We start from the raw sequence: 25,913 nt of genomic DNA, 5'->3' as shown, positions 1-25,913 counted from the left end.
GATGGCCGACACCGACGTCCTCATCGTCGGCGCGGGACCGGTCGGCCTGACGCTGGCCAACATCCTGGGCGCCGCCGGCGTGCGCACCCTGGTGGTCGAGGAGCGCGCCACGCTGATCGACTACCCGCGCGGTGTCGGACTCGACGACGAGTCGCTGCGCACCTTTCAATCGATCGGCCTGATCGAGGCGATCCTGCCGCACACCACCCCGAACCAGATCATGCGTTTCGTCGATGGCAGGCGCCGCCTGCTCGCCGAGATCGCGCCGACGGACACCTCGTTCGGCTGGCCCAAGCGCAACGGTTTCGTACAGCCGCTCGTCGACGCGGAGCTGCTGGCCGGGCTCGACCGGTACCCCTGCGTCGAGGTGCGGTGGTCGGCGCCGGTGGGGTCCTGTGTCGACAAGGGCACACACGTCGACGTCGGGATCGTCACCGAGAACGGCCCCGATGTCGTCCAGGCCGGGTACGTCGTCGGGTGCGACGGTGGGCGCAGCGTCACCCGCAAGGCGATGGGCGTGAGCTTCGACGGCACCACCTCACCGACCCGGTGGCTGGTGGTCGACCTCGCCGCCGACCCGCTCGGCCACCCCAATATCGAGGTCGCCGCCGACCCGGCCCGACCGAACGTGTCGGTGTCGATCGCGCACGGAATCCGCCGCTTCGAGTTCATGATCCACGACGACGAACCCGACGAACTGGCCGAGGATCCGGCGTTCCTGGCCCGGATGACAGCACCGCTGGTGCCCTATCCCGAGCGACTCGACATCATCCGCCGGCGCGTCTACACCCACCACTCGCGCATCGCGGGCGCCTTCCGCGTCGGCCGGATGCTACTGGCCGGGGACGCCGCGCATCTGATGCCGGTCTGGCAGGGACAGGGCTACAACAGCGGTATCCGCGACGCGGCGAATCTGGGCTGGAAACTGGCGGCCGTGGTGACCGGCCGGGCCGATGCGTCCCTGCTCGGCTCCTACGACACCGAACGCCGCACCCATGCCCGCGCCATGATCGACCTGTCCACCCTCGTGGGGCGGGTCATCTCACCGACCGACCGTCGCGTCGCGGCGATCCGGGACGTCCTCGTGCGGGCCGCGGCGGCGATCCCCCCGGTGCGCAGCTATGTGCTCGGTATGAAGTTCAAGCCGATGCCCCGCTACGACCGAGGTGCGGTGGTGCACCGCTGGTCGCGGTCGGAGCCGTCACCGGTCGGGACACTGTTCGTCCAACCGGTGGTGCGCACCAGGACTCAGCCGGAGGTGCTGCTCGACGAGGTGCTCGGCCCGTGGTTCGCGGTGCTGTGCTGGAACAACGACCCGCGCGCGGTGCTCGGCGACGAGGTGTTCGCGCGCTGGCGGGAATTCGGCGCCCGGTTCGTCGCGGCCCGGCCCGCTACCCAATTGTCCTGGGCCGGACAGGATCACGAGGACGTGACGGTCGTCGGTGACCGCACCGGCGCGCTCAAACGCTGGTTCGACGGCCAGGCCGACTCGGTGATCTTCCTGCGCCCGGACCGGGTCGTCGCCGGGTCCTCCATCGCGCAGTTCGCGCCCGAACTCGGCGCCGCGCTGCTCGACACCTTCGCCTCGACTCGAGGAGGTCTCGATGCCGTTGGCCGTGTGCTGCGTCTCGCACAGCCCTCTCCTTGATCTGCCCGGCCCTGAGCTGGAGCTGCGCACCGAGATCGGGGCAGCCCTGGACGAGGCGGCCCGCTTCGTGCGCGAGTTCGACCCCGAGCTGGTGGTGACCTTCGCACCCGACCACTACAACGGCTTCTTCTACCGGACCATGCCCCAATTCTGTCTCGGCACAGCCGCTTCCGGTGTCGGCGACTACGGCACCCACGCCGGACCACTCGACGTGCCGGCCGCACTGGCGACCGAGCTCGCCGAGGCGGTCCTCGCCGCGGGCGTCGACCTGGCGGTGTCGACGGCGATGGATGTCGACCACGGCACCGTGCAGCCCCTGGAACGGCTGCTCGGCGCGGCCACCGCCCGCCCGGTGATCCCGATCTTCGTCAACGCGGTCGCCGTTCCGCTCGGGCCACTGGACCGGGCACGGGCACTGGGCGCCGCGGTCGGCGCGTTCCTGTCGACCCTCGACGCGCGGGTCCTTGTCCTCGGATCCGGTGGCCTGTCCCACGACCCGCCGGTGCCGCGCCTGGCCACGGCGACCGGCGCGGTCCGCGACCGGATCGTGCACGGCGGGCCGATGTCGGCCGAGCAGCGCGCCGCCCGCAGCGCCGCGGTGGTCGAGGCCGCCCGCGAGTTCGCGGCGGGCGAGGGCACCCTGCGACCGCTGAACCCACAGTGGGACAACGAATTCCTGACCCTGCTCGACGAGGGCAGGCTCGCCGAGTTCGCGAACTGGGACAACGCGGCCATCACCGCCGCCGCGGGCAATTCCGCCCACGAGATCCGCACCTGGGTCGCGGCGTTCGCGGCGCTGGCCCAGCAGGGCCCGTACCGGACACCGGTGCGCTACTACCGGGCCGCCCCCGCGCTCATCGCCGGTTTCGCGGTGCGCGCCGCCGTCCCGGACCCCACGACGAAGGAGGGCCGCGCGTGACCGCCGACTCCGCACCGGACCCACAGTCCGCCACCACATTCGACGAAGAGGTCGACGTCCTGATCGCCGGCTCCGGCGGCGGCGGGCTCACCGCCGCGCTGAAAGCCGAGGCCGAGGGACTGTCGGTGCTGATCGTCGAGAAGGGCGCCGCCTACGGCGGCTCGACCGCCCTGTCCGGCGGCGGCATCTGGGTGCCCAACGCCCCCGCCCAGCGCCGTGCCGGCTTCGCCCTCGACCCTGACGATGTCGTGGCCTACCTGGAGCAGATCACCGAGGGCATGGTCGACACCGCGCGCCTGCGCGGCTACGTCACCAAGGCCCCAGAAATGATGGAGTTCCTCGAACTCCGCAGCCGCTGGCTGGAATTCGTCTGGAAGCCCGGCTACGCCGACTACTACCCGGAACTGCCCGGCGGCTCCGTGCAGGGCAGCACCATCAATGTTCCGCCCATCGACCTGCGCGAACTCGGCGAGGACGAGAGCACCCTGCTCGCGCCACTGGCACTGGCTCCCAAAGGTATCTGGTTGGGGCCCAAGGACTTGCGGCTGTTCTACCAGGTCCGGCAGAACTGGCGCGGCAAAGCGATCCTGCTGAAGCTGATCTGGCGGATGGTGCGCGCGCACGTGTTCGGCGACCGCATCGTCACCATCGGCCAGTCCCTGGTGGCACGGCTGCGCCTGGCACTGCGCGAACACGGTGTCCCGCTGTGGCTGAACGCCCCGATCACCGCCCTGCACACCGAGGACGGCCGGGTCGTCGGCGCGACCGTGGAACGCGACGGCACCCCGGTGCGGGTGCGGGCGCGGCGCGGGGTGATCCTGGCGACCGGCGGCTTCGACCACGACACGGCCTGGCGCACCACCGAACAGCCTGTGGTGGACCAGGACTGGAGCTTCGGCAACAAGCTGGCCCTCGGCGACGGCATCCGCCTCGGTCGCGAGGCGGGCGGTGACACCGCGCTGATGGACGAGGCCTGGTGGTTCCCGGCGATCCAGTGGCCCGACGGCCGGCTGCAATTCATGCTCAACGAACGGATGATGCCCGCCCAGTTCATGGTCAACGGCACCGGCGAGCGTTTCATCAACGAGGCCGCGCCCTACATGGACTTCGGCCACGCCATGATCGACGGCCAGAAGTCCGGGATCACCCACATCCCGTGCTGGCTGATCACCGACCACCGCTCCTGGAAGCGCTACGTCATCGGCGGCCACCTGCCGATCCCGAAGATCCCCCTCGCACCGGTACCGACCGGTTACACGATCCCCGCCGCCTGGCTGGCATCGGGCGTCGTCAAAACCGCCGACAGCTGGGCCGCGCTCGCCGCGCAGATCGATGTCTCGGCAGAAGCGTTGCAGTACACGGCGACTCGCTTCAACAAGCTGGCCGAAGCGGGCCATGACGACGACTTCGGCCGCGGTGACAGCGTCTACGACAACTACTACGGCGACCCCACCCTGCTGAACCCGAACCTGCACCCGATCGGTAAACCGCCCTACTACGCCTTCCGCGTCATCCTCGGCGACCTCGGCACCTCGGGCGGCTTGCGCACCGACGAGCACGCCAGGGTCCTGCGCGCCGACGGTACCGCGATCGCGGGCCTGTACGCGGTCGGCAACACCGCGGCCGCGGTCATGGGCCGCAGCTACGCGGGCGCGGGCGCGACCATCGGCCCGGCCATGACCTTCGGCTACATCGCCGCCGAGCACCTGACGCAGCACCCGGCACCCGCCGACACCTCTGGAGGTACCCGATGAAAATTTCCCTCTTCTACGAATTCGCGCTGCCGCGGCCGTGGACCGACGACGACGAGTACCAGATGTTCCAGGACGGCCTGGACGAAGTCGAACTCGCCGACAAGGCCGGTTTCTCGACGGTCTGGCTCACCGAGCACCATTTCCTGGAGGAGTACTGTCACTCCACCGCACCGGAGATGTTCCTGGCCGCCGCGAGTCAGCGCACCGAGAACATCCGCCTCGGCTTCGGCATCATGCACCTGCCGCCGGCGATCAATCACCCCGCCCGCGCCGCCGAACGCGTCGCCACCCTCGACCATCTGTCCAATGGCCGGGTCGAATTCGGCACCGGCGAATCGTCCTCGGTCGGTGAGCTCGGCGGGTTCGCCATCGATCCGGCCGACAAGCGCACCCAGTGGGAAGAGGCGTTGCAGGTCACCGTGCGCTGCCTGACCGAGGCACCGTTCACCGGTTTCAAGGGCAACCACATCGAGATGCCCGCGCGCAATGTCATCCCCAAGCCGCGCCAGACCCCGCACCCGCCGCTGTGGGTGGCCTGCACCCGGCCCTCCTCGGTACAGATGGCGGCCCGGATGGGTATCGGCGCACTGAGTTTCGCCTACACCGGACCCGAAGCGCTGGGTGAGCGGGTGCGCGGCTATTACCAGGAGTTCGAGGACCACGCGGCGCCGATGGTGCCGCAGATGAACCCGAACATCCTCGCCATCGGCGGTGACCTGTCGATGATGGTCGCCCCCACCGACGAGCAGGCCATCGAGCGCCTCGGCGTCGGCGGCGGGTTCTTCTCCTACGGGATCATGCATTACTACATGACCGGCATGCACACCCCCGGCCGGACCGAGGTGTGGCAGTCCTACCTCGACGCGGTGAAGGAGGACCCGTCCGTCGCCTACGGCCCCGGCCGCGGCGCGATCGGTTCACCCGACACCGTGCGCGAATTCCTGCGCGGTTACGAGGCCAGCGGTGTCGACGAGATCATCCTGCTGCTCAACCCGCGCAGCCACGAGGCCACCATGGAATCGCTCGAGATCATGGGCAGGGAGGTCCTGCCCGAGTTCATCGAACGCGACAAGATCGCCGTCGCCGCGAAGGCCGAGCGGATGGCGCCGATCCTGGCGAAGGCCGAGGCCCGGCGCGTGCCGATGCCCTCGCCCGCCTTCGACGAGGACTACGCCTTCGGCGGTCTGCCCACCGGTCGCGGCGGGACCTTCACCGCGGGCGAGATCCCCGAGGCGATGGCCGAGATCGAAGAGGGCCAGAAACAGGCCGCGGCCCGGCTCGAAGAGCAGCAGCGGCAACTGGAAGAACGCGGCCGGGCCTGAGCCGATGGAAACCTTCGAGCAGCGATGCCGATTCGACGGGCAGCGGGTGGTGGTCACCGGCTGCGCGTCGGGGATCGGCGCGTGCGTCGCCGCCGAGGTGTCGCGCCTCGGTGCGCGGGTCGTCGGCGTCGACCTGCGCGAACCCGGCCGCGACGACGTGTTCGACGAATTCGTCGCGATGGACCAGGGCGACCCCACCTCCGTCGACGCCGCGCTCACCCGGATCGGGGGCGCCGTCGACGCGCTGTTCAATGTCGCGGGGGTGTCCTCGGGCATCGGCGACCCGCACCAGGTGGTCGCGGTGAACTTCCTGGGTCTGCGCCAGTTCACCGAGGCGATCGTCGCGGGCATGGCGCCCGGTGCGGCGGTCGTCTCGGTGTCCTCCCTCGCGGCCTCGGCCTACCACGAGAACCGTTGGGACACTGCGGGATTGCTCGACACCACCTCCTTCGCCGACGGTCTCGCGTGGTGTGCCGAGCATCCGGAGATCGTCGCCGACGGCGGCGGCTATCGCCTGGCCAAAGAGGCACTGATCCTCTACACAATGCGGCGGTCGGCCGACCTGGCCGCCGCGGGCATCCGGATGAACTGCACCGGGCCGGGCGTCACCGACACCCCGATCCTGGATCAACTGCGCACCGCCTACGGCTCGCAGTACCTCGACAGCATCCCGAAACCGCTCGGCCGCTCCGCGGATCCGGCCGAGCAGGCCACGGCATTGCTGTTCCTCAACAGCCGGGCGGCCGCCTACATCACCGGCCAGGTGCTGTGGGTCGACGGCGGCACGCTCGCCGCGCGACTGGCGAACGAACTGGCCGGCCCCGCCCCGGCCACCCGGCAATAACTGGAAGGAATCCACCGCCGTGGCAACTCTCACCGATTTCCACTCCCTCGCCGAGCGGGTCCGCAACTGGGGCCGCTGGGGCGCCGACGACGAACTGGGCACCCTGAACTTCATCACCCCGGCCAAGATCGCCGCCGCCGCCGGACTCGTCCGGCACGGCAAGGTCTTCCCGCTCGGCATCGACTTCGGTTCCAGCGGCCCGCAGGGTGCCTTCCAGTTCCGGCAGAACCCCACGCACGTGATGACCGTCGACGGCGGCGATGCCAGGACCCTGGCCGAATACGGCCCGAAGTGGTTGCGCAACAGCGTCGCAGGCGAACTGAGCAGCTTCTTCGCCGACAATCCGTTCCGCTTCAACGACGACATGATCATCATGCCGCTGCAAGCCGCCACCCAGTGGGACGCGCTGTCGCACGTCTACTACGCCGACCAGCTCTACAACGGATTCCCCGCCGAATCGGTAACCAGCCAGGGCGCTTTCCACTGCGGCATCGACAAGGTCGACGGCAAAGGCATCACCAGCCGTGGCGTGTTGCTGGACCTGGTGCGCTACCGCGGCGCGGACACCTACCTCGCGCCGGGCGCGCCCATCACCGCCGACGAACTCGACGAATGCGCTGCCCGCCAAGGGGTCACCATCGAATCCGGTGACATCGTGCTGGTGCGCACGGGCTGGTGGGACCGCTACCTCGAGGCCCGCGACGGCGCCGAACCGTATTCGGGCCTGGACTGGACCTGCGCGCTGTGGCTGCACGAACACGAGGTCGCCGCGGTGGCCGCCGACAACCTGATGGTCGAGGACCCGGCTTCCGGCGTCGAGGGCACCTTCCTGCCACTGCACATGCTCTGCCTGCGCGACATGGGCCTGATGCTCGGCGAGTACTGGGACTTCTCCGCGCTGGCCGCCGACTGCGCCGCCGACGGGGTCTACGAATTCCAGCTCGTCGCACCGCCGTTGCGCGTCATCGGCGCGGTCGGGTCGCCCCTGAACCCCATCGCGATCAAGTAAGCGAGGTCGAAGACCATGACAGTCAGCACGACGAGCGCGACCGCCGCCACGCCGGTCGCCGACGGACGCCCGTTCGTCGTCGGCATCGGTGGCACCCTGCGCGAGGACTCCTCGACCGAACGCGCGCTGCGGCACTGCCTGGCCGCGGTGGAGCGGCGCGGTGGGCGCACAGCCCTGTTCAGCGGCACCGATATCGATCTGCCGATGTACAGCCCGCACGAACCGGACCGCACCCCGCGCGCGGCCGCCCTGGTCGAGGCACTGCGGCAGGCCGATGCCGTGCTCGTCGGGTCACCCGGCTACCACGGCGGGGTATCCGGCCTGGTGAAGAACGCGCTCGACTACATCGAGGACATGCGCGCCGACACCACGGTGTACCTGGACAACAAGCCGTGGGGCTGCATCACCTGCGCCTACGGGTGGCAGGCCGCGGTCGGCACACTCGGCCAGCTGCGCGTCATCGGTCACGCCCTGCGCGCCTGGCCGACCCCGATCGGGGTAGCGATCAACTCGGCGGAACCGATCTGGGACGCCGAGGGCGCGCTCACCGACACCGGCATCGAGGCGCAGCTGGACCTGCTCGCCGGGCAGCTGCTGTCCTTCGTCCCCGCGGGCGGCGGCCTGTCATGAGCGAGAACCGCACGGAGACCGGGCATCTGGTGGTATCCACCGCACTGACCGCGCTGCGGGCGGGCCGCATGATCATCGTCGCCGACCCGGCCGCCGAAGGGGTGCGCGGGCACCTGGTGCTGGCCGCCGAATACGTCACCGCCGCCGCGATCACCGTGCTGAGCAGTCTGGGTTGCGGACTGGTGCAGGTCGCCCTGCGCGCCGCCACCCTCGACGCTCTCGCCGTTCCGCCCGCGGATCCGGCGGGCACCGGCCCCGACCGATCGCGCTACCGGGTCTCGGTCGGCCTGGCCGGCGCGGCCGGGATCCGCGCCTCCCAGCGCGCGGCCACCGTGCGCGCCCTCGCCTCGGTCGATGCTCACGCCGCCGAATTCGCCAGGCCGGGAAACGTTTTCCCGCTCGGCACCGCCGCCGACGGGGTACTGGAACTACCCGAAATCCCGGAGGCCGCTGTCGATGTCACCGAACTCGCCGGGCTGCGGCCCGTCGGGGTGCTGTGCGAGATCACCGGCGCCGACGGCGAGTACCCGACCTGGACGGAACTGGCCGAACTCGGCCGCGCCCACGAATTGCCGATGGTCTCGGTGGCGGAGTTGATCGCCTACCGGCGTCGCGAGCTGTGCCGGGTCACTCGCCACGGTGCCGCGCGAATCCCGGTGCCGCTCGGACAGTTCCGGGCCATCGGGTTCACCGACGGTCTCGACCGCGAACACGTCGCCTTCGTCCACGGCGATCCCGCTCGCGCGAGCGCGCCCCTGGTGCGGCTGCACTTCGAATGCCTCATCGGTGATGTTCTCGGATCGCGGGCGTGCGGTTGCCGCGACGCGCTGCACGGCGCGATCGCACGGATCGTGGCCGACGGCTGCGGCGTGCTGATCTATGTGCGCGCCGGCGCCACCGCGATCGGCGACACGCTCCGCGCGAGTGGCCACAGTCGGGAATCCACTGCACCACAGGCACATCCGGTGGGTCACAGTGATCTGCAGTCCGCCTTCGACATCCTCGACGACCTCGGCATGCGGGAGATCAGGCTGCTCACCGAACCCGGCGAGACCCACGCCGTACCCGCCCACCTCCGGGTCGCGGCCCGGATCCCCCTGTCCGCGGTGGCCGCCGGACGAACGGAGCGTGCCTCATGAGCCCCGAGTACCGCCGCCTGATCGTCGACGGCCACGACACCGCCTACTTGGACACCGGCTCCGGCGAGCCGGTCGTGCTGCTGCACGGCGGCGAGTTCGGCGCCGACGCCGCCCTCGGCTGGGAACACACCGTCACGGCACTGGCCCGCCGGCACCGCGTCATCGCCCCGGACATGCTCGGCTACGGCCGCTCGGCCAAGGTGGTCGACTTCACCGACGGTCGCGGACTGCGCATCCGGCACGTCGCGGCCCTGCTCGACCTCCTCGGTATCGGCACCGCGCACTTCGTCGGCAACTCGATGGGCGCGATCAACCTGCTGGTCGACCAGACCTCCGCGCGGCCCCGGTTGCGGGCGCGCAGCATGGTCGCGCTGTGCGGCGGCGGCGACATCCTGCGCAACGCGCACGTCGACGCGCTCTACGACTACGACGCCACCGTCGACGGCATGCGCCGCATCGTGGCCGCACTGTTCCACTCGGGCGCCTATCCCGCCGACGTCGACTACGTGCGTCGCAGGCACGAGTCCAGCCTCGCCCCCGGTGCGTGGGAAGCCCTGGCGGCGGCGAGATTCCGGCGACCGGGCGCGGCGGCACCAGGCACCCCGTCCAGCGACCGCGACTACGACCGGATCACCGTGCCCACGCTGTTCGTCGAAGGCGCGGGCGACAAGCTGCTGCCCGCGGGCTGGGCGAGCGAACTCGCCGACCGGGTGCGGCGGGGGAGCAGCGCCGTGATCGACGGCGCGGGCCACTGCCCACAGATCGAGCGGCCCGCCGCTGTCAACGCACTGCTGCTGGACTTCCTCGCCCGGCACGCCGACGCCGCCGACATTCCCGTCGCGGCGCGGTGACCCGGGGATTTCGGAGAAAAGGAGAACACATGGCCGACGAGCTGGCAGGCAAGGTCGCCGTCGTCACCGGCGGCGCCTCCGGGATCGGTGGGGCCGTCGTGGCGAGATTCGTCGCGGAAGGCGCCCGGGTGATCGTCGGTGACGTCGATGCGGACCGGGGCCACGCCTCGATCGAGAACTACGGTGCGGCAGCGGTGTTCGAGACGGTCGACGTAGCGGACCCCGGTCAGGTCCGCCGACTGGTCGACCGGGCCGTCAACGTCTACGGCCGCCTGGACGTGGTCTGCAACAACGCCGGCGTCTCCGGGGTCATGCACAAGGACTTCCTGCACGACGACCTCGGCGACTTCCACCATGTGCTCGGGGTGAACCTGCTCGGCGTCATGGCGGGCACCCGTTTCGGCGCAGCGCACATGGTCGACGGAGGTGGATCGATCATCAACATGTCGTCCATCGGTGGCATCCAGGCCGGCGGCGGTGTGCACAGCTACCGTGCCTCCAAGGCCGCGGTCATCCACTTCACCAAGTCCGCGGCGATCGAACTGGCACAGTATGGGATCCGGGTCAACTGCATCGCCCCCGGCAGCATCCCGACCCCGCTGCTGGCCTCCTCCGGGCAGTCGATGCCCCCGGAGGTCCTGGAACGGTTCACTCGGATGGTGCGCGAGAACATGCGCGAGGACCGGCCGCTGCCCGACGACGGCCGCCCCGAGGATGTGGCCGAGGTCGCCCTGTACTTCGCCGGCGACCGCTCCCGTTACGTCACCGGCACCGTACTGCCGGTCGACGGCGGCACCGTCGCAGGAAAACCGTTGCGGCACAAGAAGAACCACAGTTCCTCGAGCGAACCGGCCGCGCAGGGGAGCCTGCGGTGAGGGGCGTAACGGAGACGCGGGCGGACCGGGCGATCGCCCGGATGGCTGCGGTGGGGCGGGACGTTCGTTGGACGAGGTGTGCCGGATCGCCGCGTGGGCAGCTCGTTGTGGTGGGCGGAGGCGATGGTGCGGCGAGAGGTCGCGGACTGTCGTCTGAGCCCGTCGCCGTGGTGGTCGGAGGTGTTCGATGAAACGGAATACCGGCGTGCTGGTGGTAGGCGCCTCGGCCTCGGGCCTGGCCACCGCAGAAGCCCTGCGCCGCGCGGAATATCCGGGGCGCATCACTCTGCTGGGCGCCGAAGCGCACCTGCCCTACGACCGGCCACCGCTGTCCAAACAGGTCCTCTCCGGTCAGTGGCGCCCCGAGCGCACCCTGCTGCGGCCGCCACGGCAGCTGGCCGGTCTCGACCTGGACCTGATCCTGGACACCCCCGCGCTCGGCCTGGACGCGGCGACCCGGACCGTGCGCACGGCGCGGGGAGCCATCATCGCCGACCACATCGTGATCGCCACCGGCGCCAGCCCACGGACCCTGCCCGACTCGCGCGGACTGCGCGGCGTGCACGTCCTGCGCACCCTCGACGACGCCCTCGCCCTGCGCGACGGGTTGCGCACCGCGCAGCGGGTCGTGGTCGTCGGGGAAGGTGTCCTCGGCAGCGAGATCGCCGCCACCGCACGTGAACTCGGCCGCGAGGTCACCCTGTGCGGGCCGCTCGAAGCGCCCATGGCCGGGCAGCTCGGCCCGCTGGTCTCGAGCCTGCTCGCCGATCTGCACCGCGCCAACGGGGTTCGTCTCGCATTGGGCGCGGCGGTGCAGGGACTCACCGAATGCGACGGCGCGGTCACCGGCGTCGCCCTCGCCGACGGCACCGTGCTGCCCGCCGATCTGGTCGTGGTGGCCATCGGCGCGGCACCGGCCACCGGCTGGCTCGACGGCAGCGGCCTGACCCTGCGCGACGGTGTCGTCTGCGACCCGTATTGCCGTGCCGCCGAAGGGGTCTACGCCGCGGGTGACGTCGCGCGCTGGCGCCATCCGGTGCTCGGCACCGAGGTCCGGTGGGAGAACCGCACCAACGCCACCGAGCAGGCCGCGACCGTCGCCGCCGCCATCGCGGGCACCCCCCGACCGCACGCGCCGATCTCGTACTTCTGGACCGACCAGTTCGCCACGAAGATCCAGGTCCACGGCACCGTCACCCGCGACGCGGACGTCGAGATCGTCGACGGTGACCCGGCCGCGGGCCGGTTCGTCGTCCGCTATACCCGCGACGGCGTCGTCACCGCGATCCTCGGCTGGAACATGGCCAAGCAGTCCAGGATCCGCCGCCAGGAATTGATCGACGGGCAGCCGCTCGTCCCGAGCGAGAGCAGGTCCCGATGAAGGTCACCGTAGACCAGGTCAAGTGTGTGGCCGCCGGCCATTGCGTCATGCACGCGGTGGAGGTGTTCGACCAGCGCGACGAGGACGGCATCGTCGTGCTCCTCGACGACACGCCACCGGCCGAACTCGCCGACGACGTGCGCCAGGCCGCCGCCGTCTGCCCGGCCATGGCCATCCACATCGAGGAATGAACGTGCGGCGCCCGCGTGGCGCCCGGAGAAGGAGACAACCGTGTCCGAAACCTCGGCCGAGACGACCGCCACCGCGGCGGCCCCGGACTACCCCATGCTGCGCGCCGCGGGCTGCCCGTTCGCGCCGCCCGCCGAAACCCTCGAACTGGGACGGTCCGCACCGCTGCACCGGGTCCGGATCTGGGACGGCAGCACCCCGTGGCTGGTCACCGGATACACCGAGTACAAGCAGCTCATGTCCGATCCGAACGTAAGTGTCGACGACCATCAGCCGGGGTTCCCGCATTGGAACGAGGGCATGGTCGCGATCAAGGACAGCAGGCCGAAATCGGTGTTCACCACCGACGGCGCCGAGCACCAGCGCTACCGCCGCATGCTCACCAAACCGTTCACGTTCAAACGGGTCGAGGGCCTGCGCCCCGCCATCCAGCAGATCACCGACGAGCATCTGGACCGGCTGCTGGCCGGGCCGAAACCGGCGGATCTGGTCGAAGCGCTCGCCCTGCCGGTACCGACCTTGATGATCAGCGAGATGCTCGGCGTGCCCTACGAGGACCACGAGTTCTTCCAGCGGCACGCCAGCGTGAACGTGGACCGGTTCGCCACCAAGGAGCAGGCCGCGCAAGGCCGGGCCGGACTGGCGCGCTACCTGATCGAATTGATCAAGCGCAAGCTCGACGAGCCCGCCGAGGACGTGGTCACCGATATCGCCGAGCGCGTCCGCGCGGGTGAGATCGACATGCGCGAAGCCGCCCAGCTGGGCACCGGGCTGCTCATTGCCGGGCACGAGACCAGCGCCAACATGATCTCCCTCGGTGCCCTGGCCCTGCTGCAGAACCCCGCGCAGTTCGCGCTGCTGCGCGACACCGAGGACCCGGCGATCGTGAAGAACGCGGTCGAGGAACTGCTGCGCTACCTGAGCATCATCCAGAACGGGCAGCGGCGGGTCGCGGTCGGCGACATCGTGATCGGCGGCGAGACCATCCGCGCCGGCGAAGGCCTGATCTTCGATCTGGCCCCGGCCAACTGGGACGAAAGGGAATGGGCCGCACCGGATCAGCTCGACATCGCCCGCCCCGCCGCCCACCATCTCGGCTTCGGGTTCGGCCCGCACCAGTGCGTCGGCCAGCAGCTGGCCCGCGCCGAACTGCAGATCGTCTTCCGCACCCTGGTGCGCCGCCTGCCCACCCTGCGCCTCGCGGTTCCGCTCGACGAGGTCGAGTTCAAACACGACCGGCTGGCCTACGGCCTGTATTCGCTACCCGTCACCTGGTGACCGATTCCCATTCCCGACTCCTGTGAGGGGTGATCCTTGTGACCGTCAGCGCCACCAACGCCGCGTTCTACGATCCGTACGATGTCGAGCTCAACGCCGACCCGTACCCCATGTTCAAACGGCTGCGTGACGAACAGCCCCTGTACTACAACGAAACCCACGACTTCTACGCGATGAGCCGCTACGACGACGTCAACGCGGGTTTGCTCGACAAGGACACCTACAGTTCGGCGCGCGGCGCCATCCTCGAACTGATCAAGGCGAACATCCCGATCCCGCCTGGCGTGCTCATCTTCGAGGACCCGCCGGTGCACGACATCCACCGCAGGCTGCTGTCGCGGATGTTCACCCCGCGCAAGATCGCGGCACTGGAAGACCAGATCCGCCAGTTCTGCGCCGACAGCCTCGACCCGATCGCCGGCACCGGCCGCATCGACTTCGTCGCCGATATCGGCGCGCAGATGCCCATGCGCACCATCGGCCTGCTGCTCGGCATCCCGGAGCAGGATCAGGAGGCCATCCGCGATTTCGCCAACGACCAGATGCGCACCGAGGAGGGCCGGCCGATGAAGGCCGCCTCCGAGGGCCTCACCGGCGGCGACCTGTTCGCCGCCTACATCGACTGGCGCGCCGAACATCCCGCCGACGACATCATGACCGAATTGCTCACCGTCGAATTCGAGGACGCGGACGGGAAATACCGGCACCTGACCCGGGAGGAACTGCTCACCTACGTCAATGTCGTCTCCGGCGCGGGCAACGAGACCAGCACCCGCCTGATCGGCTGGGCCGGCAAGGTCCTGGCCGAACACCCCGACCAGCGCAAGGCCCTGGTCGAGGACCCGCGCCTGATCCCCAAGGCGGTCGAGGAACTGCTGCGCTTCGAACCGCCCGCCCCGCATGTGGCGCGCTACGTCACCCGCGATACCGAGGTGCACGGTCGCGTCGTGCCCGAAGGCAGCGTCATGATGATGATCATCGGCGCAGCCAACCGCGACGAACGCCACTTCGCCCCCGACGGCGACATCTTCGACATCCACCGCCCCACCCGCCCCCACCTGTCCTTCAGCGCAGGCACCCACTACTGCCTCGGCTCAGCCCTGGCCCGCCTCGAAGGCCGCATCGCCCTCGAGGAAATCCTGCGCCGCTTCCCCGAATGGGACGTGGACCTGTCCGCCGCCCGCCTCTCACCCACCTCCACCGTCCGCGGCTGGGAGTCCATGCCCGCTTCCACTCGCTGACCTCGCCTGGCGCGAACGCATGCGGCAAGCCCGGTTCGCACCGAACGAGGACCGTGCCGGCGGACCGGACAACCTGCCGCGACTGTGCGCAGTACTGCCGCAGCGATCCCGCGACCGGCGGCCGGTACGTCGCTGAGCGGCCGGGGTGGCGCGGCCACGGTGGTTGACTCGTGGTGTGCCATCCGGGTCGACAGTTTCGGAGTGATGGGACGAGGGCGTGACAGTGGTCGCAGGCCAGTTCGCGTTCGGCGGCAGCGGCGATCTGTGACGGTACAACCTTCGTACTCCGCTTCCGTGGCGGCCGGCGATGGCGCGCTTGTCCGCGAGGTTGTTTCGGGTGTCGCGGACATGTCATCCTGAGTAGAGCGGTTGAGGTAAGCCGTGGCCGATGCCGGGGATTACCAGCAGGGAGCCGTCCTGTTGGGTGGGTGTGGTCAGTCCGGTGCGGGCGGTGGTGATGTAGAGATCGGTCAGTGCGTTACCTGCGAAGGCGCAGGATGTAGGGCGGGTGACCGGCAGCGTCAGGATCCGGTCGAGACGCCCGGAGGGGGTGTAACGGCGCAGGGCGGCACCGTCCCACAGGGCAACCCAGATCGCGCCGTCCGCGTCGACCGTGAGTCCATCCGGTATCCCGCATCCTGGTTCGAGTACGACCAGAGGTTCGCGGTCGGTGAGGTGGCCGTCGTGGTATGTGAAGGTGTCGATGCGGCGGGTGGGCGAGTCGATGTAGTACATCCGCCGGGTGTCCGGACTCCACCCGATGCCGTTACTGACAGTGACGTCGTCGAGGACCACCGTCGTGTCGCCGCCAGGAGTGGTGCGGGTGAGAGCTCCCCGTCCAGGTGCCTCGTCGTAGCGCATGGTGCCTGCCCACAGGTATCCGTCGGGTGCGACAGCGGCATCGTTGCCGCGCCGGCCTGGGGTGGGCGCATGGTGAAGCCAGTCGAAACCGCCTCGGGCAGTGTAAGTTCCGATGCCGTCGCGGAGGTTGACGACGAGTCCGCCGTCGCGGCGTGGTTTGGCTGCCCCGACGTGCTGGTCGGTGGTGATCGTCTCGACGACGCCGGTGACGGGGTCGAGGCTGTGGATGCGGGAGGCGAGGATGTCGACCCACAGCAGTCGCTGCCGCACGGGATCCCAGGTGGGGCCTTCGCCGAGTTCGGCATCGATGGCCAGTGCTTCGTGCACGGCCGGTCGCCCGGTCACGGTACTGTGCCGCGGAAGCCGAGGCGTTCGGACAACTCGGCCGCGCCCGCGATGACCAGTTCCTGTAGTTCTGCGCGTCGTTGGCCCGACCATCGGATGGAGGGCACGGAGATCGACATGGCGGCGACGACGTTGCCGGTTCGGTCGAGCACTGGGGCGGCGATGCAGGAGACGTCGGGGTTCGATTGGCATTCCTCGATCGCGACGCCGCGGTGTTGTGTCTCGGCGAGTTCAACGAACAGGGCGGCCGGATCGGTGACGCTGTTGGGTGTCATGGCTGTGAGGGTGCGCCCCTCAGGATAGAGCTGTCGCAGACGCTCGTGCGGTAGTGACGCGAGCAGCATCTTGCCGACCGCGGTGCAGTGGGCGGGGAGCCGACGGCCGGCGGCCGATACCATTCTGACGGTGTGGGTGGAGTCGGCCTTGGCGATATAGATGACGGAGGTGTCCTCGAGAGTCGCCACGTGGACCGTTTCCTTGCATAGCCCGCTGGTTCGCTGAGCTGCGTGCTCGCCTTCGGAGATGAGGTCGATCTGGTCGGCGTAGCGGCTGCCCAGTTGATGGGTGCGCACTCCCAGGCGGTAGCGGCCGTTGCCTGCGGGTTCGAGGTAGCGTCGCGTGACGAGAGTGCTGATCAGTTCGTGGACGGTGGTTCTCGGGAGTTGCAGTGCCGCGACGATTTCCGGCGCCGACAGCGCGTCACGGTCGGTGAGGAAGAGCTCCAGAATGTCGAGGGCTCGGGTGACGGCGGGAACGAGTCGGCTCATCGGTGCAGGGTCTTCATGACAGTGTGATCGGGCACGGGGAATCGTCCGAGCTCGCCCGGAAGGCGAGCACCCAGCGGTGACATGCCGTCCACGGCGCCGAGTCGCTCGAGCAGATCAAGTACGAGCCGTCCGCGGCGGACACGTTCGCGGGCGGTGGCCAGGACTGTCTCGCGCAGGTGTGCGCCGGCGGGATATATGCCGGGGGCCTTGGACAGGCCGAACTTCAGGTATACCGGTGCGCCGCGGCGGATGAGTTCGGCCGCGTCGTACATGCGGACGTAGCCGCCGAGATCATCGGGTGTTTCGATGTAGATATCGAGCGGGACTCGGGCCGCGGATCGGATTTCGGTCAGGTGCTCGAGCGAGAGGTCCGAGGGAATGTTGATCGAGTCGGCACCGAGCCGCTCGTAGACGGTGACCGAGGCCGGGTTGACCGGGCCGATCAACGCGGAAACCTTGAAGGTGGTGTCGGCGGGCAGTAGGCCGTTGTCCCGCAGCCGGTGCAGCACCCACAGCACCCCTTCGTCGGCGACGAGAATGCATCGCACGCCCAGTTCGGTGGCGCGTACCGCATCTTCGACGCAGCCGGCGACCGCACGATGACCGACGGCGCGCGGCCCGGTACCACCGGCCGGCGTCGAGGCGCCCGCGGCGATATCCCAGGTCCCACGAGGGCCGGTGAACAGGCACAGTTCGATGTCGTGTGCGGTGCAGGCGGCGACCATTTCGGTGATCTCGGCATCGGTCAGCATCCAGATGCCGCTGCCCTGACTGATCCGGTGGATGGGGACCGACAACCGCTGTGACTCGTTCAGTACTTCGTGTAGTGCGGCGGGGCCCTCGACCGACGGGATTTCGGTGCGCCAGGTTCCGCCGTCGGGGAAGGCGTGCGGCGAGGCCTGGTCCATGGCGGGCGCAGGGCCGCCGAGTCCGAGGGCGTCCAGGTGCGGTTGTCCCGGCTGTCGGTGGCTGGTGGGGGTGTGCATCAAATCCTCTTTCGGTGAGCGGGTGCCGCGGCGGCGCCGGTAGTGGTGGCGGCGCGGCCGGGATGCAGCAGCACCTTTCCGACGGCCGGATCGCCAGCGCTGACCAGGTCGATGGCGGTCCGGAACTCGGACAGGGCGAATTGGTGGGTGATCAGGGGCAGCGGGTCCAGGATCGCGGCGTTGAAGGCGCGCACTGCGTGCGACCATGCTTGGGGTGGGGCGCCGAAGACCGTGCGCACTTGGATCCGGCGGGTCACCAAGTCAGTCGGATCCAACCCGATCGCGTTGCTTGCGGGGATGCCCGTCAATACCAGGCGCCCGCCGCGGCGGAGCAACCTCACTGCCGCTGCAGCACTGCCGGCGCCGCCCGCCGCTTCGAGGACGATGTCGAATTCGCCGGGGCCGGCGAGTTCGTCGTGGCGCCGAAAGTGTGTCGCTCCGAAACCCAGCGCTGTGTGCGCGTGATCGTGATGGATCCCGACTGCCAACAGTTCCCTTGGGCCCGATGCCGCGAGGAGTTGCAGTGCGAGCAACCCCAGGGTGCCCGTTCCGACGACAGCGACACGGTCGCCAGGTTGCGTTCGGCATTGCAGCGCTGCCGCGGCTGCGCAGGCGGCCGGTTCCAGGAGGGCCGCCGCGGTCAGGTCGGCGTTGTCGTCGAGGGTATGCAGCAGGTCGGCGGGCAGGGTGAGTGTGGCTGCCATCGCGCCGGGCATGGTGAACCCGGTCTCCTCGTACCCCCCAGCGCACAGGGTGGTTTCGCCCGCTCGGCAGCGGTCGCAGCGACGGCAGCTGCGAAAGCCCTCGCCGACGACCTTGCGGCCGACCAGATCGTCGGGCACCGCCGCGCCGACAGCTTCGACGACTCCGGACCATTCATGGCCAGGTACCACGGGATAGCGGACGTACTCGCTCGGTCTGGTGCCGTGGAACAGTTCGCGATCACTGCCGCAGATCCCGACTGCATGCACCCGGACCAGCGCCTCCCCGTGCCCGGGCGGGAGCGGGTGGTGGTGTTCGAGGGTGAATTCGTGCGGGCACATGACCACGAGGGCTTGATCGCCGATCATCGGCGTGCCCGTGGTGCGCGTTTCTCCCAGCCCTCGGCCCACAGGTCGAAATGCGCGCTCTGCTGGGGGAACTCGGCTGCGGCGTCGGCATCGAACTCCACACCGAGGCCGGGGGAGTCGGTGCGGTGGAAATAGCCGTCGACGACCTCGGGAGCTCCCTTGACGATGCCCTTGATCCGGTCGTCGGCGAAATCGTTGAAGTGCTCGAGGATCTTGAAGTTGGGCGCGCAGAATCCGACCTGTAACGATGCCGCGGTCAGGACCGGACCGCCCACGTTGTGGGGAGCTACCAGCAGGTAATAGGTCTCGGCCGTGGCGGCGAGCTTGCGTGTTTCCGCGATACCGCCGATATGGCCGAGATCAGGCTGGATGATGTCAGCGGCCTGGTTCTCGAACAGTTCCCGGAACTCGATGCGGTCGTGGATGCGTTCGCCGGTGGCGATCGGGATATCTGTCTTGCTGGCGACTTTGCGCAGTGCCGCGAGGTTCTCCGGCGGGATCGGTTCCTCCAGCCAGGCGGGCCGCATCGGCGCCATCTCCCGCGCCAGGCGCACCGCTGTGGCCGGGTTGAAGCGGCCGTGCATTTCCAGCATCAGCTCGGTGTCGGGTCCGATCGCGTCTCGGACGGCTTCGATCAATCCGACGGCTGTCATCGTCTCATCGTGCGACAACTCGAAACGGCCTGCGCCGAAGGGGTCGATCTTGAGTGCCCGATACCCGCGCGCCAGCACCGTCCGCGCGGCGTCGGCATAGGCCTGCGGTGTCCGTTCGGTGGTGTACCAGCCGTTGGCGTAAGCCTTGACCTTGTCGGTGACCGCGCCCCCGAGCAACTGCCAGACCGGGACACCCAGCGCCTTGCCCTTGATATCCCAGCATGCGGTCTCCACGCACGCGATGCCGGACATCACTATTTCACCCGCGCGCCCGTAGTCGCCGTATTTCATGCGGCGCACCAGGTCCTCGACGGCGAAAGGGTCCGAGCCGATGATGTGGTTGGCGGCGGCTTCGTTCAAGTAGCCGCGCAGCGCGTCCGTGTGACCGAGCATCCGTGTTTCACCGACGCCGGTGAGGCCCTCGTCGGTGTGTACGACCACATAAGTCAGATTCCGCCAGGGTGTGCCGATGACGTGCGTGTCCAGCCGGGTGATCCGCATCCACAATTCCTTTGGTTCGATATTTCGAACGGGGTCCGATATATCGACCGTAGCAGGAACGGCGGCAGCGCAACAGAAATCCGGTGTTGACGCTCACCGGTCCGTGCATCAGTATATGTTCGAAATCGAAAACAATGTTCGATATTTCGAACAAGGAGTGGGTGTGGGAGACGTCGATGTATGGAGCCTCGATCCGCGAACCGGTGCGCGCCGCCGGGCGGTGACGCGGGAAACGGACGCCATCGCCGTTGACCGTGCGGTGAAAGCCGCACATGCTGCACGGGGCGCGTTGAACGACAGGTCCTCTCGCGCGAACTTCCTGCGTAATGCCGCCGAGGGCCTGGCCGCCGAGCGCGCACCACTGGCGGCCGAAGCCGAAGCCGAGACCGCACTCGGGCTGTCCCGGCTCCACGGGGAGATCGACCGCACGTGCGGCCAACTCCGCGCCTTCGCCGACCTGGTGGAGGCAGCGGATTTTCTCGATATCATCATCGATCACGCCGACACCGATCACGTCCCACCCCGACCCGACCTGCGCAGATACAAAGTCGGCCTCGGCGTCGTGGCCGTCTATTCCGCCTCGAACTTTCCCTTCGCGTTCTCCATCGCCGGTGGGGATACCGCCAGCGCGCTGGCGGCTGGCTGCCCCGTGGTGGTCAAAGCTCATCCCGGCCACCCGGCGACATCGGCACTGACCGAGGCGGTCGTGCGTGCCGCCGCCGCCGAATCCGGGCTACCGGCGGATGTCGTACGCGTGGTGCACGGCTTCGACGCCGGTGTCGAACTCATTCGTCACCCCCTGGTGGCTGCGGCGGGTTTCACCGGCTCACAGCGCGGTGGCCGCGCCCTATTCGACGCCGCGGCCGCGCGAGAGCGCCCGATCCCATTCCACGGCGAACTCGGTTCCCTCAATCCGGTGGTCGTGACCGCCGCGGCTGCCGCCGAACGCGGCGGGCAGATCGGCCGGACGCTGGCAGCCTCGGTGACCCTGGGACACGGGCAGTTCTGCGTCAAACCCGGGCTCGTGCTGGTGCCCGAGGGCCCCGACGGCGATGCCCTGGTCACCGAACTCGCCCAGCACCTGGCCACAACACCACCGGCAGCACTGCTCGACCAGCGCATGCTCGCCGATTTCACCGCCGGTATCGACGCACGCGCGAACCTCCCCCATGTGCAGACCGTGGTCGCCCCGCGCCCGGACACCCATGCGGTGAGCCCAGCGTTGCTGTCGGTACCCGCCGCCATGGCCTCGGACCCGAGGCACGCGCTACTACTCGAAGAATGCTTCGGTCCGGTGACGGTTGTTGCTCGCTACGCCGCGAGCAGCGAGTGCACCGAGACGCTGTCCCGGATACCGGGCGCCCTGACGGCCACGGCTCAACTCTCCCAACAGGAAGCCGCCGAACTCGACGGCAATGCCGCGGGGCTGCTGCGACGACTGAGTGCGATGGTCGGCAGGGTTGTGGTCAACGATTGGCCGACTGGAGTCGCAGTCACTGCCGCACAGCATCACGGCGGCCCCTACCCGGCGAGCACCTCGACCTCCACCTCGGTCGGCTCCACTGCCATCGAACGCTGGCTGCGCCCGGTCGCCTATCAGAACACGCCCGAGCCTCTGCTCCCGCAAGAGCTTCAGGACGCGAACCCCATGAACTTGTCACGGCTCGTCGACGGCGTCGCAGTCGGTCCGGGCCCGCAGACACAGCTCGACAGCAACCCGCACTCGAACTCAGATCGGACCGCTCGATGATCGCCGAATCTTTCAATGACGGCTGGGGCGTTCGCCCGCTGCAATCCGCGTTCTTCGCGATGACCGCGGGACCTTATCGCCCGGTGGTCCTGCCACACGACCAGATGCTCACCCTTCCACGCGCCCACGATGCGGGCGACGGCGCGGCCAACGGGTTCTTTCCCGACGGTGACGCGGACTACGAAAAGCGCTTCGACGTGCCACTCGAATGGGCCGATCACCGGATCACCCTCGAGTTCGAAGGCATCTACCGTGATGCGCGCGTTTTCATCAATAACGCGCTGGCTGCTCACCGGCCGTACGGCTACTCCCGGTTCTTCGTCGCCGCTGACCCGTATCTGCGATACGGTGAGACCAACGTCATCCGCGTCGAATGCTCGGCTACCGAAGACACTCGCTGGTACTCCGGCCTCGGAATCCACCGGCCGGTCACCCTACACCGGGGAGAGCTGATCCATCTGACGGTCGAGGGTCCCCGCTTCGCCACCCCCGACATCGAAGACGACCTCGCCGCGGTCCACGTCGACGCGACCGTCCACAACGAATCCACCCGCACAGCGCATCTCGACGTCCGCATCGAAATCCTCGACCCCGATGGCGACCTGGTCGCCGAGGAGACGATGCCGCTGACCGTGTTCGCCGGCGAGCGGGCAACCGTGCACCGTCGAGTGTTCGTCCGCGACCCGAAACTGTGGAGCCCCGAGCACCCCGATCTCTATCTCGGGCGCGTCTCGCTGATCCACAACGACCGAGTCGTCGACCACAGCAAAGATCACTTCGGTATCCGTCGTATTCAGATCGATCCCGCGCACGGTCTGCGCATCAACGGGCAGCCGGTGAAACTGCGCGGCGCCTGCGTGCACCACGACAACGGGCCCTTGGGCGCGGCAGCGATCACGCGCGCCGAACAACGCCGCGTCGAACTTCTGCGTGCCGCCGGATTCAATGCGCTGCGCAGCGCCCACCAGCCCATGAGCAAGGCAATGCTGCGCGCCTGTGACCGGCTGGGAATGCTGGTCATGGACGAGGCCTTCGACTCCTGGACCGTGCGCAAAACGCGCTTCGACTACTCGCGCGATTTCCCGACCTGGTGGCGCGCCGACATCGAGTCGATGGTGACCAAGGACTACAACCACCCCAGTGTCATCCTCTACTCCATCGGAAACGAGATCTTCGAAACCGGCAACCGACTCAGCGCCCGATGGGGACGAGAACTCGCCGCCACCGTGAAGACACTGGACCCCCACCGCTTCACCGTGAACGCGATCAACGTGTTGGTCTCGTCGCTGGACCAGATTGCCGCGGCGATGAGCGCGGCAGGGGCCTGCGGCGGTGTGAACGACATGCTGGGGTCGATGGAGGAGATGGTGGCGATGCTGTGGCGCTCCGAGGACACCGCGGCTCTGACCGCCGAAGCCTTCGCCCAGGTCGACGTCGCTGGATACAACTATGGCGATGCCCGCTACGACCTCGACCCGACGCAATTCCCGAATCGGGTATGCGTGGGCAGCGAAACGGCACGCCAGGACATCGCAGCCCGCTGGCAGCAAACCGCCCGCCTGCCCCATGTCATCGGCGACTTCTGCTGGACCGGCTGGGACTATCTGGGCGAAGCCGGAATCGGCCGCGTCCGCGAACCCGGCAGCGCTGTGGAAATGAGCCTCGACAGCGCACTCGGCGACTACCCGCATCTGACCTCGGAAACCGGCGACCTGGACATGACCGGTACCCGCAGACCCGCCTCCTACTTCCGTGAAATCGTCTTCGGCCTGCGCACCGAGCCCTACATCTCAGTCCACCCACCGCAACGATTCGGAATCGGCGCCGTCCCCAACGCCTTCGCATGGGACGGCTCCGAAGGCCACTGGACCTGGCCCGCGGACGAAGGAAAACCGGTCCGCATCGACGTCTATTCCGACGCCGAACAGGTCGAACTACGGGTCAACCAGCAGAGCCTCGGCCGACGCTCCGCCGGCCCCGAACATGGCTATATCGCTACCTTTGAAGCCACTTACACACCCGGCGTCCTCACCGCGACCGCCTACCGCGACGGTGTCGAAGCCGAAACCACCGAACTGCACACCGCCGCACGCGTCGCCGACCTGCGTCTCACCGCAGAGAGCACGACAGCAACTGCCAACGACAACGACCTGGTCCACGTCCGCATCGCCCTCGTCGACCAGTACGGTCGCACCAATCCCGCCGAAACCCGCACTGTCCGAGTCGATATCGAGGGCCCTGGGGTGCTGGCCGGGCTCGGCAGCGGCGACCCGCGCCTTGACGAACCCATGCTCACTACCACCCGAACCACCTACGCCGGCACGATCCTGGCGATCGTACGACCCACCGGTGCCGGGATCCTGACGGTTCGCGCCGGCGCCGACGACCTCGAACCGCGCACGGTAACCATCGATGTGCGCGGCGACCAGCAGCCCGTCTGCTGACCATTCTCGACGACAGGAATTCGACAGTGATGCTCAACCTACAACGCCGTGGCCGCACCATGGGCGGGCGGCGCGTGAGTACCAGAGCCGGGAAGCCGGCGGGGATGCCGCGGCTGATGGTAGCGGCATTCTCGGCCACCCTGGCCACAACCCTGGGAAGCGTGCCTGCGGTGATGGCGCAGGCGCCGGAGTCGTTCTACAGCTACGACGGCGCCGAACCGCTGGCATCACTTGCCCCAGGCGCCGTGCTGAAGACCCGGACCCTCGAATATCACGCCGACACTTTCGCCACACCGTTGACCACGATCCAAGTGCTCTACCGGTCGACCGATTCCCTTGGAAACCCGACAGCCAACGTCACCACGATCATCAAACCCCCGGCACCGGCCACCGGCGCGGCCAAGGTCGTTTCTTTCCTTTCGGCATACGACTCACTCAACCCGGCGCACAGTCCTTCCCGAGCATTTGCCGCCGATATCGAACTCACCGGCCTTTCGGATCCCCTGAGCGATATCGCCTCTTCGGAAGTCCAGTTCTTCGCCCCGCTGCTGATGGCCGGATACACCATCGTCGTACCCGACACCGAAGGCCCCGCCGCTGACTTCGCCGCTGGCCCCGAATACGGCAGAACGACCCTGGACTCACTGCGCGCAGCACGTCATATCACCACTCTCAGCGGAATCGACGACACGACCAAGATCGGCCTGATGGGATACTCCGGCGGCGCGATCGCCGCGAACTGGACCGCGATCGAAGCACCCTCCTACGCCCCCGACATCAACGAAGATCTCATCGGGGTCGCCGAAGGAGGAGTCCTGGTCGACCCCGCACACAACCTCAGCTACGTCGCGGGCAGTCCGATCTGGGCCGGAGTGATCGGAATGGCCATTGTCGGCATCTCGCGGTCCTTCGACGTCGACTTCAGCAAGTACCTCAGCGACACCGGCCGCCGCGTCCTCGAGGAAATGCAGGACGCGTCGATCATGAACGTGCTCGCCCAATACCCCGGCCTGACCTGGGCACAAATGGCCCTACCCGAATACGCCGACCCGAACTCGATTCCCGAATACGTCGACGTTGTCAACAAGCTCAACATGGGCACAGCGCCGACCCCGACCGTTCCGATGTTCATCGCCCAGGGCGCCAACGGCATCCTCGAGGGCACACCAGCACATCCTGGCTTCGGCGCCGGAGACGGCGTCATGATCACTGGAGATGTCCGCACCCTGGCCAATCAGTACTGCGCTGCCGGACTGGCCGTTCAATACGACCAGTACGACGCCCACAGCCACGTCACTGCTCTCATCGCCTGGGCACCAGCGGCGCAAAAGTGGCTCATCGACCGTTTCGACAACCAACCCGCCCCCACCAATTGCGGAAACATCCCCGCAGGCAACCCCCTCACTCCCGAACGCCACGCCCACCAGCTCTGATCCAATGCCATCTAGTTGGCCAG

Annotated in this window: 22 protein-coding genes; 17 read left to right on the top strand and 5 right to left on the bottom strand. The window is 68.5% G+C overall.

Annotated features, from left to right (window positions below):
* The first annotated feature begins 1 nt into the window (after position 1).
* The 14 genes from ACFWO8_RS13530 to ACFWO8_RS13465 all read left to right on the top strand — a co-directional run bounded on the left by ACFWO8_RS13530 (position 2) and on the right by ACFWO8_RS13465 (position 15,080).
* A complete protein-coding gene (locus tag ACFWO8_RS13530) occupies positions 2-1,648 on the top strand; it encodes a bifunctional 3-(3-hydroxy-phenyl)propionate/3-hydroxycinnamic acid hydroxylase (RefSeq protein WP_378949426.1) in 1,647 nt (548 codons plus the stop codon).
* Positions 1,605-2,567 (top strand): 3-carboxyethylcatechol 2,3-dioxygenase, encoded by a 963-nt coding sequence (locus ACFWO8_RS13525; RefSeq protein ID WP_378949423.1) that lies wholly within the window; start codon positions 1,605-1,607, stop codon positions 2,565-2,567. Before ACFWO8_RS13530 ends, ACFWO8_RS13525 begins: the two co-directional genes overlap by 44 nt.
* Entirely contained in the window at positions 2,564-4,321 is a 1,758-nt protein-coding gene (locus ACFWO8_RS13520; protein WP_378949420.1) for an FAD-binding protein, read from the top strand. Before ACFWO8_RS13525 ends, ACFWO8_RS13520 begins: the two co-directional genes overlap by 4 nt.
* The gene (locus ACFWO8_RS13515; RefSeq protein ID WP_378949417.1) at positions 4,318-5,643 is read left to right on the top strand and encodes an LLM class flavin-dependent oxidoreductase; all 1,326 of its coding nucleotides are present in this window, start codon (positions 4,318-4,320) and stop codon (positions 5,641-5,643) included. Before ACFWO8_RS13520 ends, ACFWO8_RS13515 begins: the two co-directional genes overlap by 4 nt.
* Positions 5,644-5,647: 4 nt before the next feature.
* Positions 5,648-6,487, top strand: a complete 840-nt coding sequence (locus ACFWO8_RS13510) for a coniferyl-alcohol dehydrogenase (protein WP_378949414.1) — start codon at positions 5,648-5,650, stop codon at positions 6,485-6,487.
* 19 nt (positions 6,488-6,506) lie between these two features.
* Entirely contained in the window at positions 6,507-7,496 is a 990-nt protein-coding gene (locus tag ACFWO8_RS13505) for a cyclase family protein (RefSeq protein WP_378949411.1), read from the top strand.
* 15 nt (positions 7,497-7,511) lie between these two features.
* A complete protein-coding gene (locus tag ACFWO8_RS13500) occupies positions 7,512-8,126 on the top strand; it encodes an NADPH-dependent FMN reductase (RefSeq protein WP_378949408.1) in 615 nt (204 codons plus the stop codon).
* A complete protein-coding gene (locus ACFWO8_RS13495) occupies positions 8,123-9,265 on the top strand; it encodes a 3,4-dihydroxy-2-butanone-4-phosphate synthase (protein ID WP_378949405.1) in 1,143 nt (380 codons plus the stop codon). The genes ACFWO8_RS13500 and ACFWO8_RS13495 overlap by 4 nt, the downstream gene beginning before the upstream one ends.
* Complete coding sequence (locus tag ACFWO8_RS13490) at positions 9,262-10,116, top strand: alpha/beta fold hydrolase (RefSeq protein WP_378949402.1); 855 nt, start codon at positions 9,262-9,264, stop codon at positions 10,114-10,116. Before ACFWO8_RS13495 ends, ACFWO8_RS13490 begins: the two co-directional genes overlap by 4 nt.
* Positions 10,117-10,145: 29 nt before the next feature.
* The gene (locus tag ACFWO8_RS13485) at positions 10,146-10,991 is read left to right on the top strand and encodes an SDR family NAD(P)-dependent oxidoreductase (protein WP_378949398.1); all 846 of its coding nucleotides are present in this window, start codon (positions 10,146-10,148) and stop codon (positions 10,989-10,991) included.
* Positions 10,992-11,178: 187 nt separating this feature from the next.
* Entirely contained in the window at positions 11,179-12,372 is a 1,194-nt protein-coding gene (locus ACFWO8_RS13480; protein ID WP_378949395.1) for an NAD(P)/FAD-dependent oxidoreductase, read from the top strand.
* On the top strand, positions 12,369-12,563 hold the full coding sequence (locus ACFWO8_RS13475; protein ID WP_378949392.1) for a ferredoxin: 195 nt from the start codon (positions 12,369-12,371) through the stop codon (positions 12,561-12,563). The genes ACFWO8_RS13480 and ACFWO8_RS13475 overlap by 4 nt, the downstream gene beginning before the upstream one ends.
* A gap of 94 nt (positions 12,564-12,657) precedes the next feature.
* A complete protein-coding gene (locus ACFWO8_RS13470) occupies positions 12,658-13,839 on the top strand; it encodes a cytochrome P450 (RefSeq protein ID WP_378949773.1) in 1,182 nt (393 codons plus the stop codon).
* Positions 13,840-13,877: 38 nt separating this feature from the next.
* Positions 13,878-15,080: a cytochrome P450 gene (locus tag ACFWO8_RS13465; protein WP_378949389.1), complete on the top strand. Its 1,203-nt coding sequence runs from the start codon at positions 13,878-13,880 to the stop codon at positions 15,078-15,080.
* A 351-nt stretch (positions 15,081-15,431) separates the two neighbouring features.
* On the opposite strand, the gene ACFWO8_RS13460 is transcribed toward ACFWO8_RS13465, so the two are convergent.
* Genes ACFWO8_RS13460 through ACFWO8_RS13440 form a run of 5 tightly spaced genes read right to left on the bottom strand, consistent with a single transcriptional unit; the run spans position 15,432 to position 20,263 of the window.
* Positions 15,432-16,286, bottom strand: a complete 855-nt coding sequence (locus ACFWO8_RS13460) for an SMP-30/gluconolactonase/LRE family protein (RefSeq protein ID WP_378949386.1) — start codon at positions 16,284-16,286, stop codon at positions 15,432-15,434.
* On the bottom strand, positions 16,283-17,053 hold the full coding sequence (locus ACFWO8_RS13455; protein WP_378949383.1) for an IclR family transcriptional regulator: 771 nt from the start codon (positions 17,051-17,053) through the stop codon (positions 16,283-16,285). Before ACFWO8_RS13455 ends, ACFWO8_RS13460 begins: the two co-directional genes overlap by 4 nt.
* A complete protein-coding gene (locus ACFWO8_RS13450) occupies positions 17,050-18,039 on the bottom strand; it encodes a hypothetical protein (protein ID WP_378949380.1) in 990 nt (329 codons plus the stop codon). The genes ACFWO8_RS13455 and ACFWO8_RS13450 overlap by 4 nt, the downstream gene beginning before the upstream one ends.
* Positions 18,039-19,109 (bottom strand): zinc-binding dehydrogenase, encoded by a 1,071-nt coding sequence (locus tag ACFWO8_RS13445; protein ID WP_378949377.1) that lies wholly within the window; start codon positions 19,107-19,109, stop codon positions 18,039-18,041. Before ACFWO8_RS13445 ends, ACFWO8_RS13450 begins: the two co-directional genes overlap by 1 nt.
* On the bottom strand, positions 19,106-20,263 hold the full coding sequence (locus ACFWO8_RS13440; protein ID WP_378949374.1) for a mandelate racemase/muconate lactonizing enzyme family protein: 1,158 nt from the start codon (positions 20,261-20,263) through the stop codon (positions 19,106-19,108). The genes ACFWO8_RS13445 and ACFWO8_RS13440 overlap by 4 nt, the downstream gene beginning before the upstream one ends.
* Positions 20,264-20,426: 163 nt before the next feature.
* On the opposite strand from ACFWO8_RS13440, the gene ACFWO8_RS13435 reads away from it, so the two are divergent.
* The 3 genes from ACFWO8_RS13435 to ACFWO8_RS13425 all read left to right on the top strand — a co-directional run bounded on the left by ACFWO8_RS13435 (position 20,427) and on the right by ACFWO8_RS13425 (position 25,890).
* Positions 20,427-22,013, top strand: coding sequence for an aldehyde dehydrogenase family protein (locus ACFWO8_RS13435; RefSeq protein WP_378949371.1), 1,587 nt, complete (start codon positions 20,427-20,429; stop codon positions 22,011-22,013).
* A complete protein-coding gene (locus ACFWO8_RS13430; protein ID WP_378949366.1) occupies positions 22,010-24,457 on the top strand; it encodes a glycoside hydrolase family 2 TIM barrel-domain containing protein in 2,448 nt (815 codons plus the stop codon). The genes ACFWO8_RS13435 and ACFWO8_RS13430 overlap by 4 nt, the downstream gene beginning before the upstream one ends.
* 116 nt (positions 24,458-24,573) lie before the next feature.
* A complete protein-coding gene (locus ACFWO8_RS13425; protein WP_378949362.1) occupies positions 24,574-25,890 on the top strand; it encodes a lipase family protein in 1,317 nt (438 codons plus the stop codon).
* Positions 25,891-25,913: the final 23 nt, after the last annotated feature.

The organism is Nocardia sp. NPDC058480 (assembly GCF_042720495.1).
Lineage (GTDB): Bacteria > Actinomycetota > Actinomycetes > Mycobacteriales > Mycobacteriaceae > Nocardia.
This window is presented reverse-complemented; position numbering and strand designations above follow the sequence as displayed.

Coding starts and splice junctions, on each gene's coding strand:
- ACFWO8_RS13530 (WP_378949426.1), top strand. CDS start 2: ATGGCCGACACCGACGTCCTCATCGTCGGCGCGGGACCGGTCGGCCTG.
- ACFWO8_RS13525 (WP_378949423.1), top strand. CDS start 1,605: ATGCCGTTGGCCGTGTGCTGCGTCTCGCACAGCCCTCTCCTTGATCTG.
- ACFWO8_RS13515 (WP_378949417.1), top strand. CDS start 4,318: ATGAAAATTTCCCTCTTCTACGAATTCGCGCTGCCGCGGCCGTGGACC.
- ACFWO8_RS13510 (WP_378949414.1), top strand. CDS start 5,648: ATGGAAACCTTCGAGCAGCGATGCCGATTCGACGGGCAGCGGGTGGTG.
- ACFWO8_RS13500 (WP_378949408.1), top strand. CDS start 7,512: ATGACAGTCAGCACGACGAGCGCGACCGCCGCCACGCCGGTCGCCGAC.
- ACFWO8_RS13495 (WP_378949405.1), top strand. CDS start 8,123: ATGAGCGAGAACCGCACGGAGACCGGGCATCTGGTGGTATCCACCGCA.
- ACFWO8_RS13490 (WP_378949402.1), top strand. CDS start 9,262: ATGAGCCCCGAGTACCGCCGCCTGATCGTCGACGGCCACGACACCGCC.
- ACFWO8_RS13485 (WP_378949398.1), top strand. CDS start 10,146: ATGGCCGACGAGCTGGCAGGCAAGGTCGCCGTCGTCACCGGCGGCGCC.
- ACFWO8_RS13480 (WP_378949395.1), top strand. CDS start 11,179: ATGAAACGGAATACCGGCGTGCTGGTGGTAGGCGCCTCGGCCTCGGGC.
- ACFWO8_RS13475 (WP_378949392.1), top strand. CDS start 12,369: ATGAAGGTCACCGTAGACCAGGTCAAGTGTGTGGCCGCCGGCCATTGC.
- ACFWO8_RS13470 (WP_378949773.1), top strand. CDS start 12,658: ATGCTGCGCGCCGCGGGCTGCCCGTTCGCGCCGCCCGCCGAAACCCTC.
- ACFWO8_RS13455 (WP_378949383.1), bottom strand. CDS start 17,053: ATGAGCCGACTCGTTCCCGCCGTCACCCGAGCCCTCGACATTCTGGAG.
- ACFWO8_RS13450 (WP_378949380.1), bottom strand. CDS start 18,039: ATGCACACCCCCACCAGCCACCGACAGCCGGGACAACCGCACCTGGAC.
- ACFWO8_RS13445 (WP_378949377.1), bottom strand. CDS start 19,109: ATGATCGGCGATCAAGCCCTCGTGGTCATGTGCCCGCACGAATTCACC.
- ACFWO8_RS13440 (WP_378949374.1), bottom strand. CDS start 20,263: ATGCGGATCACCCGGCTGGACACGCACGTCATCGGCACACCCTGGCGG.
- ACFWO8_RS13430 (WP_378949366.1), top strand. CDS start 22,010: ATGATCGCCGAATCTTTCAATGACGGCTGGGGCGTTCGCCCGCTGCAA.
- ACFWO8_RS13425 (WP_378949362.1), top strand. CDS start 24,574: ATGGTAGCGGCATTCTCGGCCACCCTGGCCACAACCCTGGGAAGCGTG.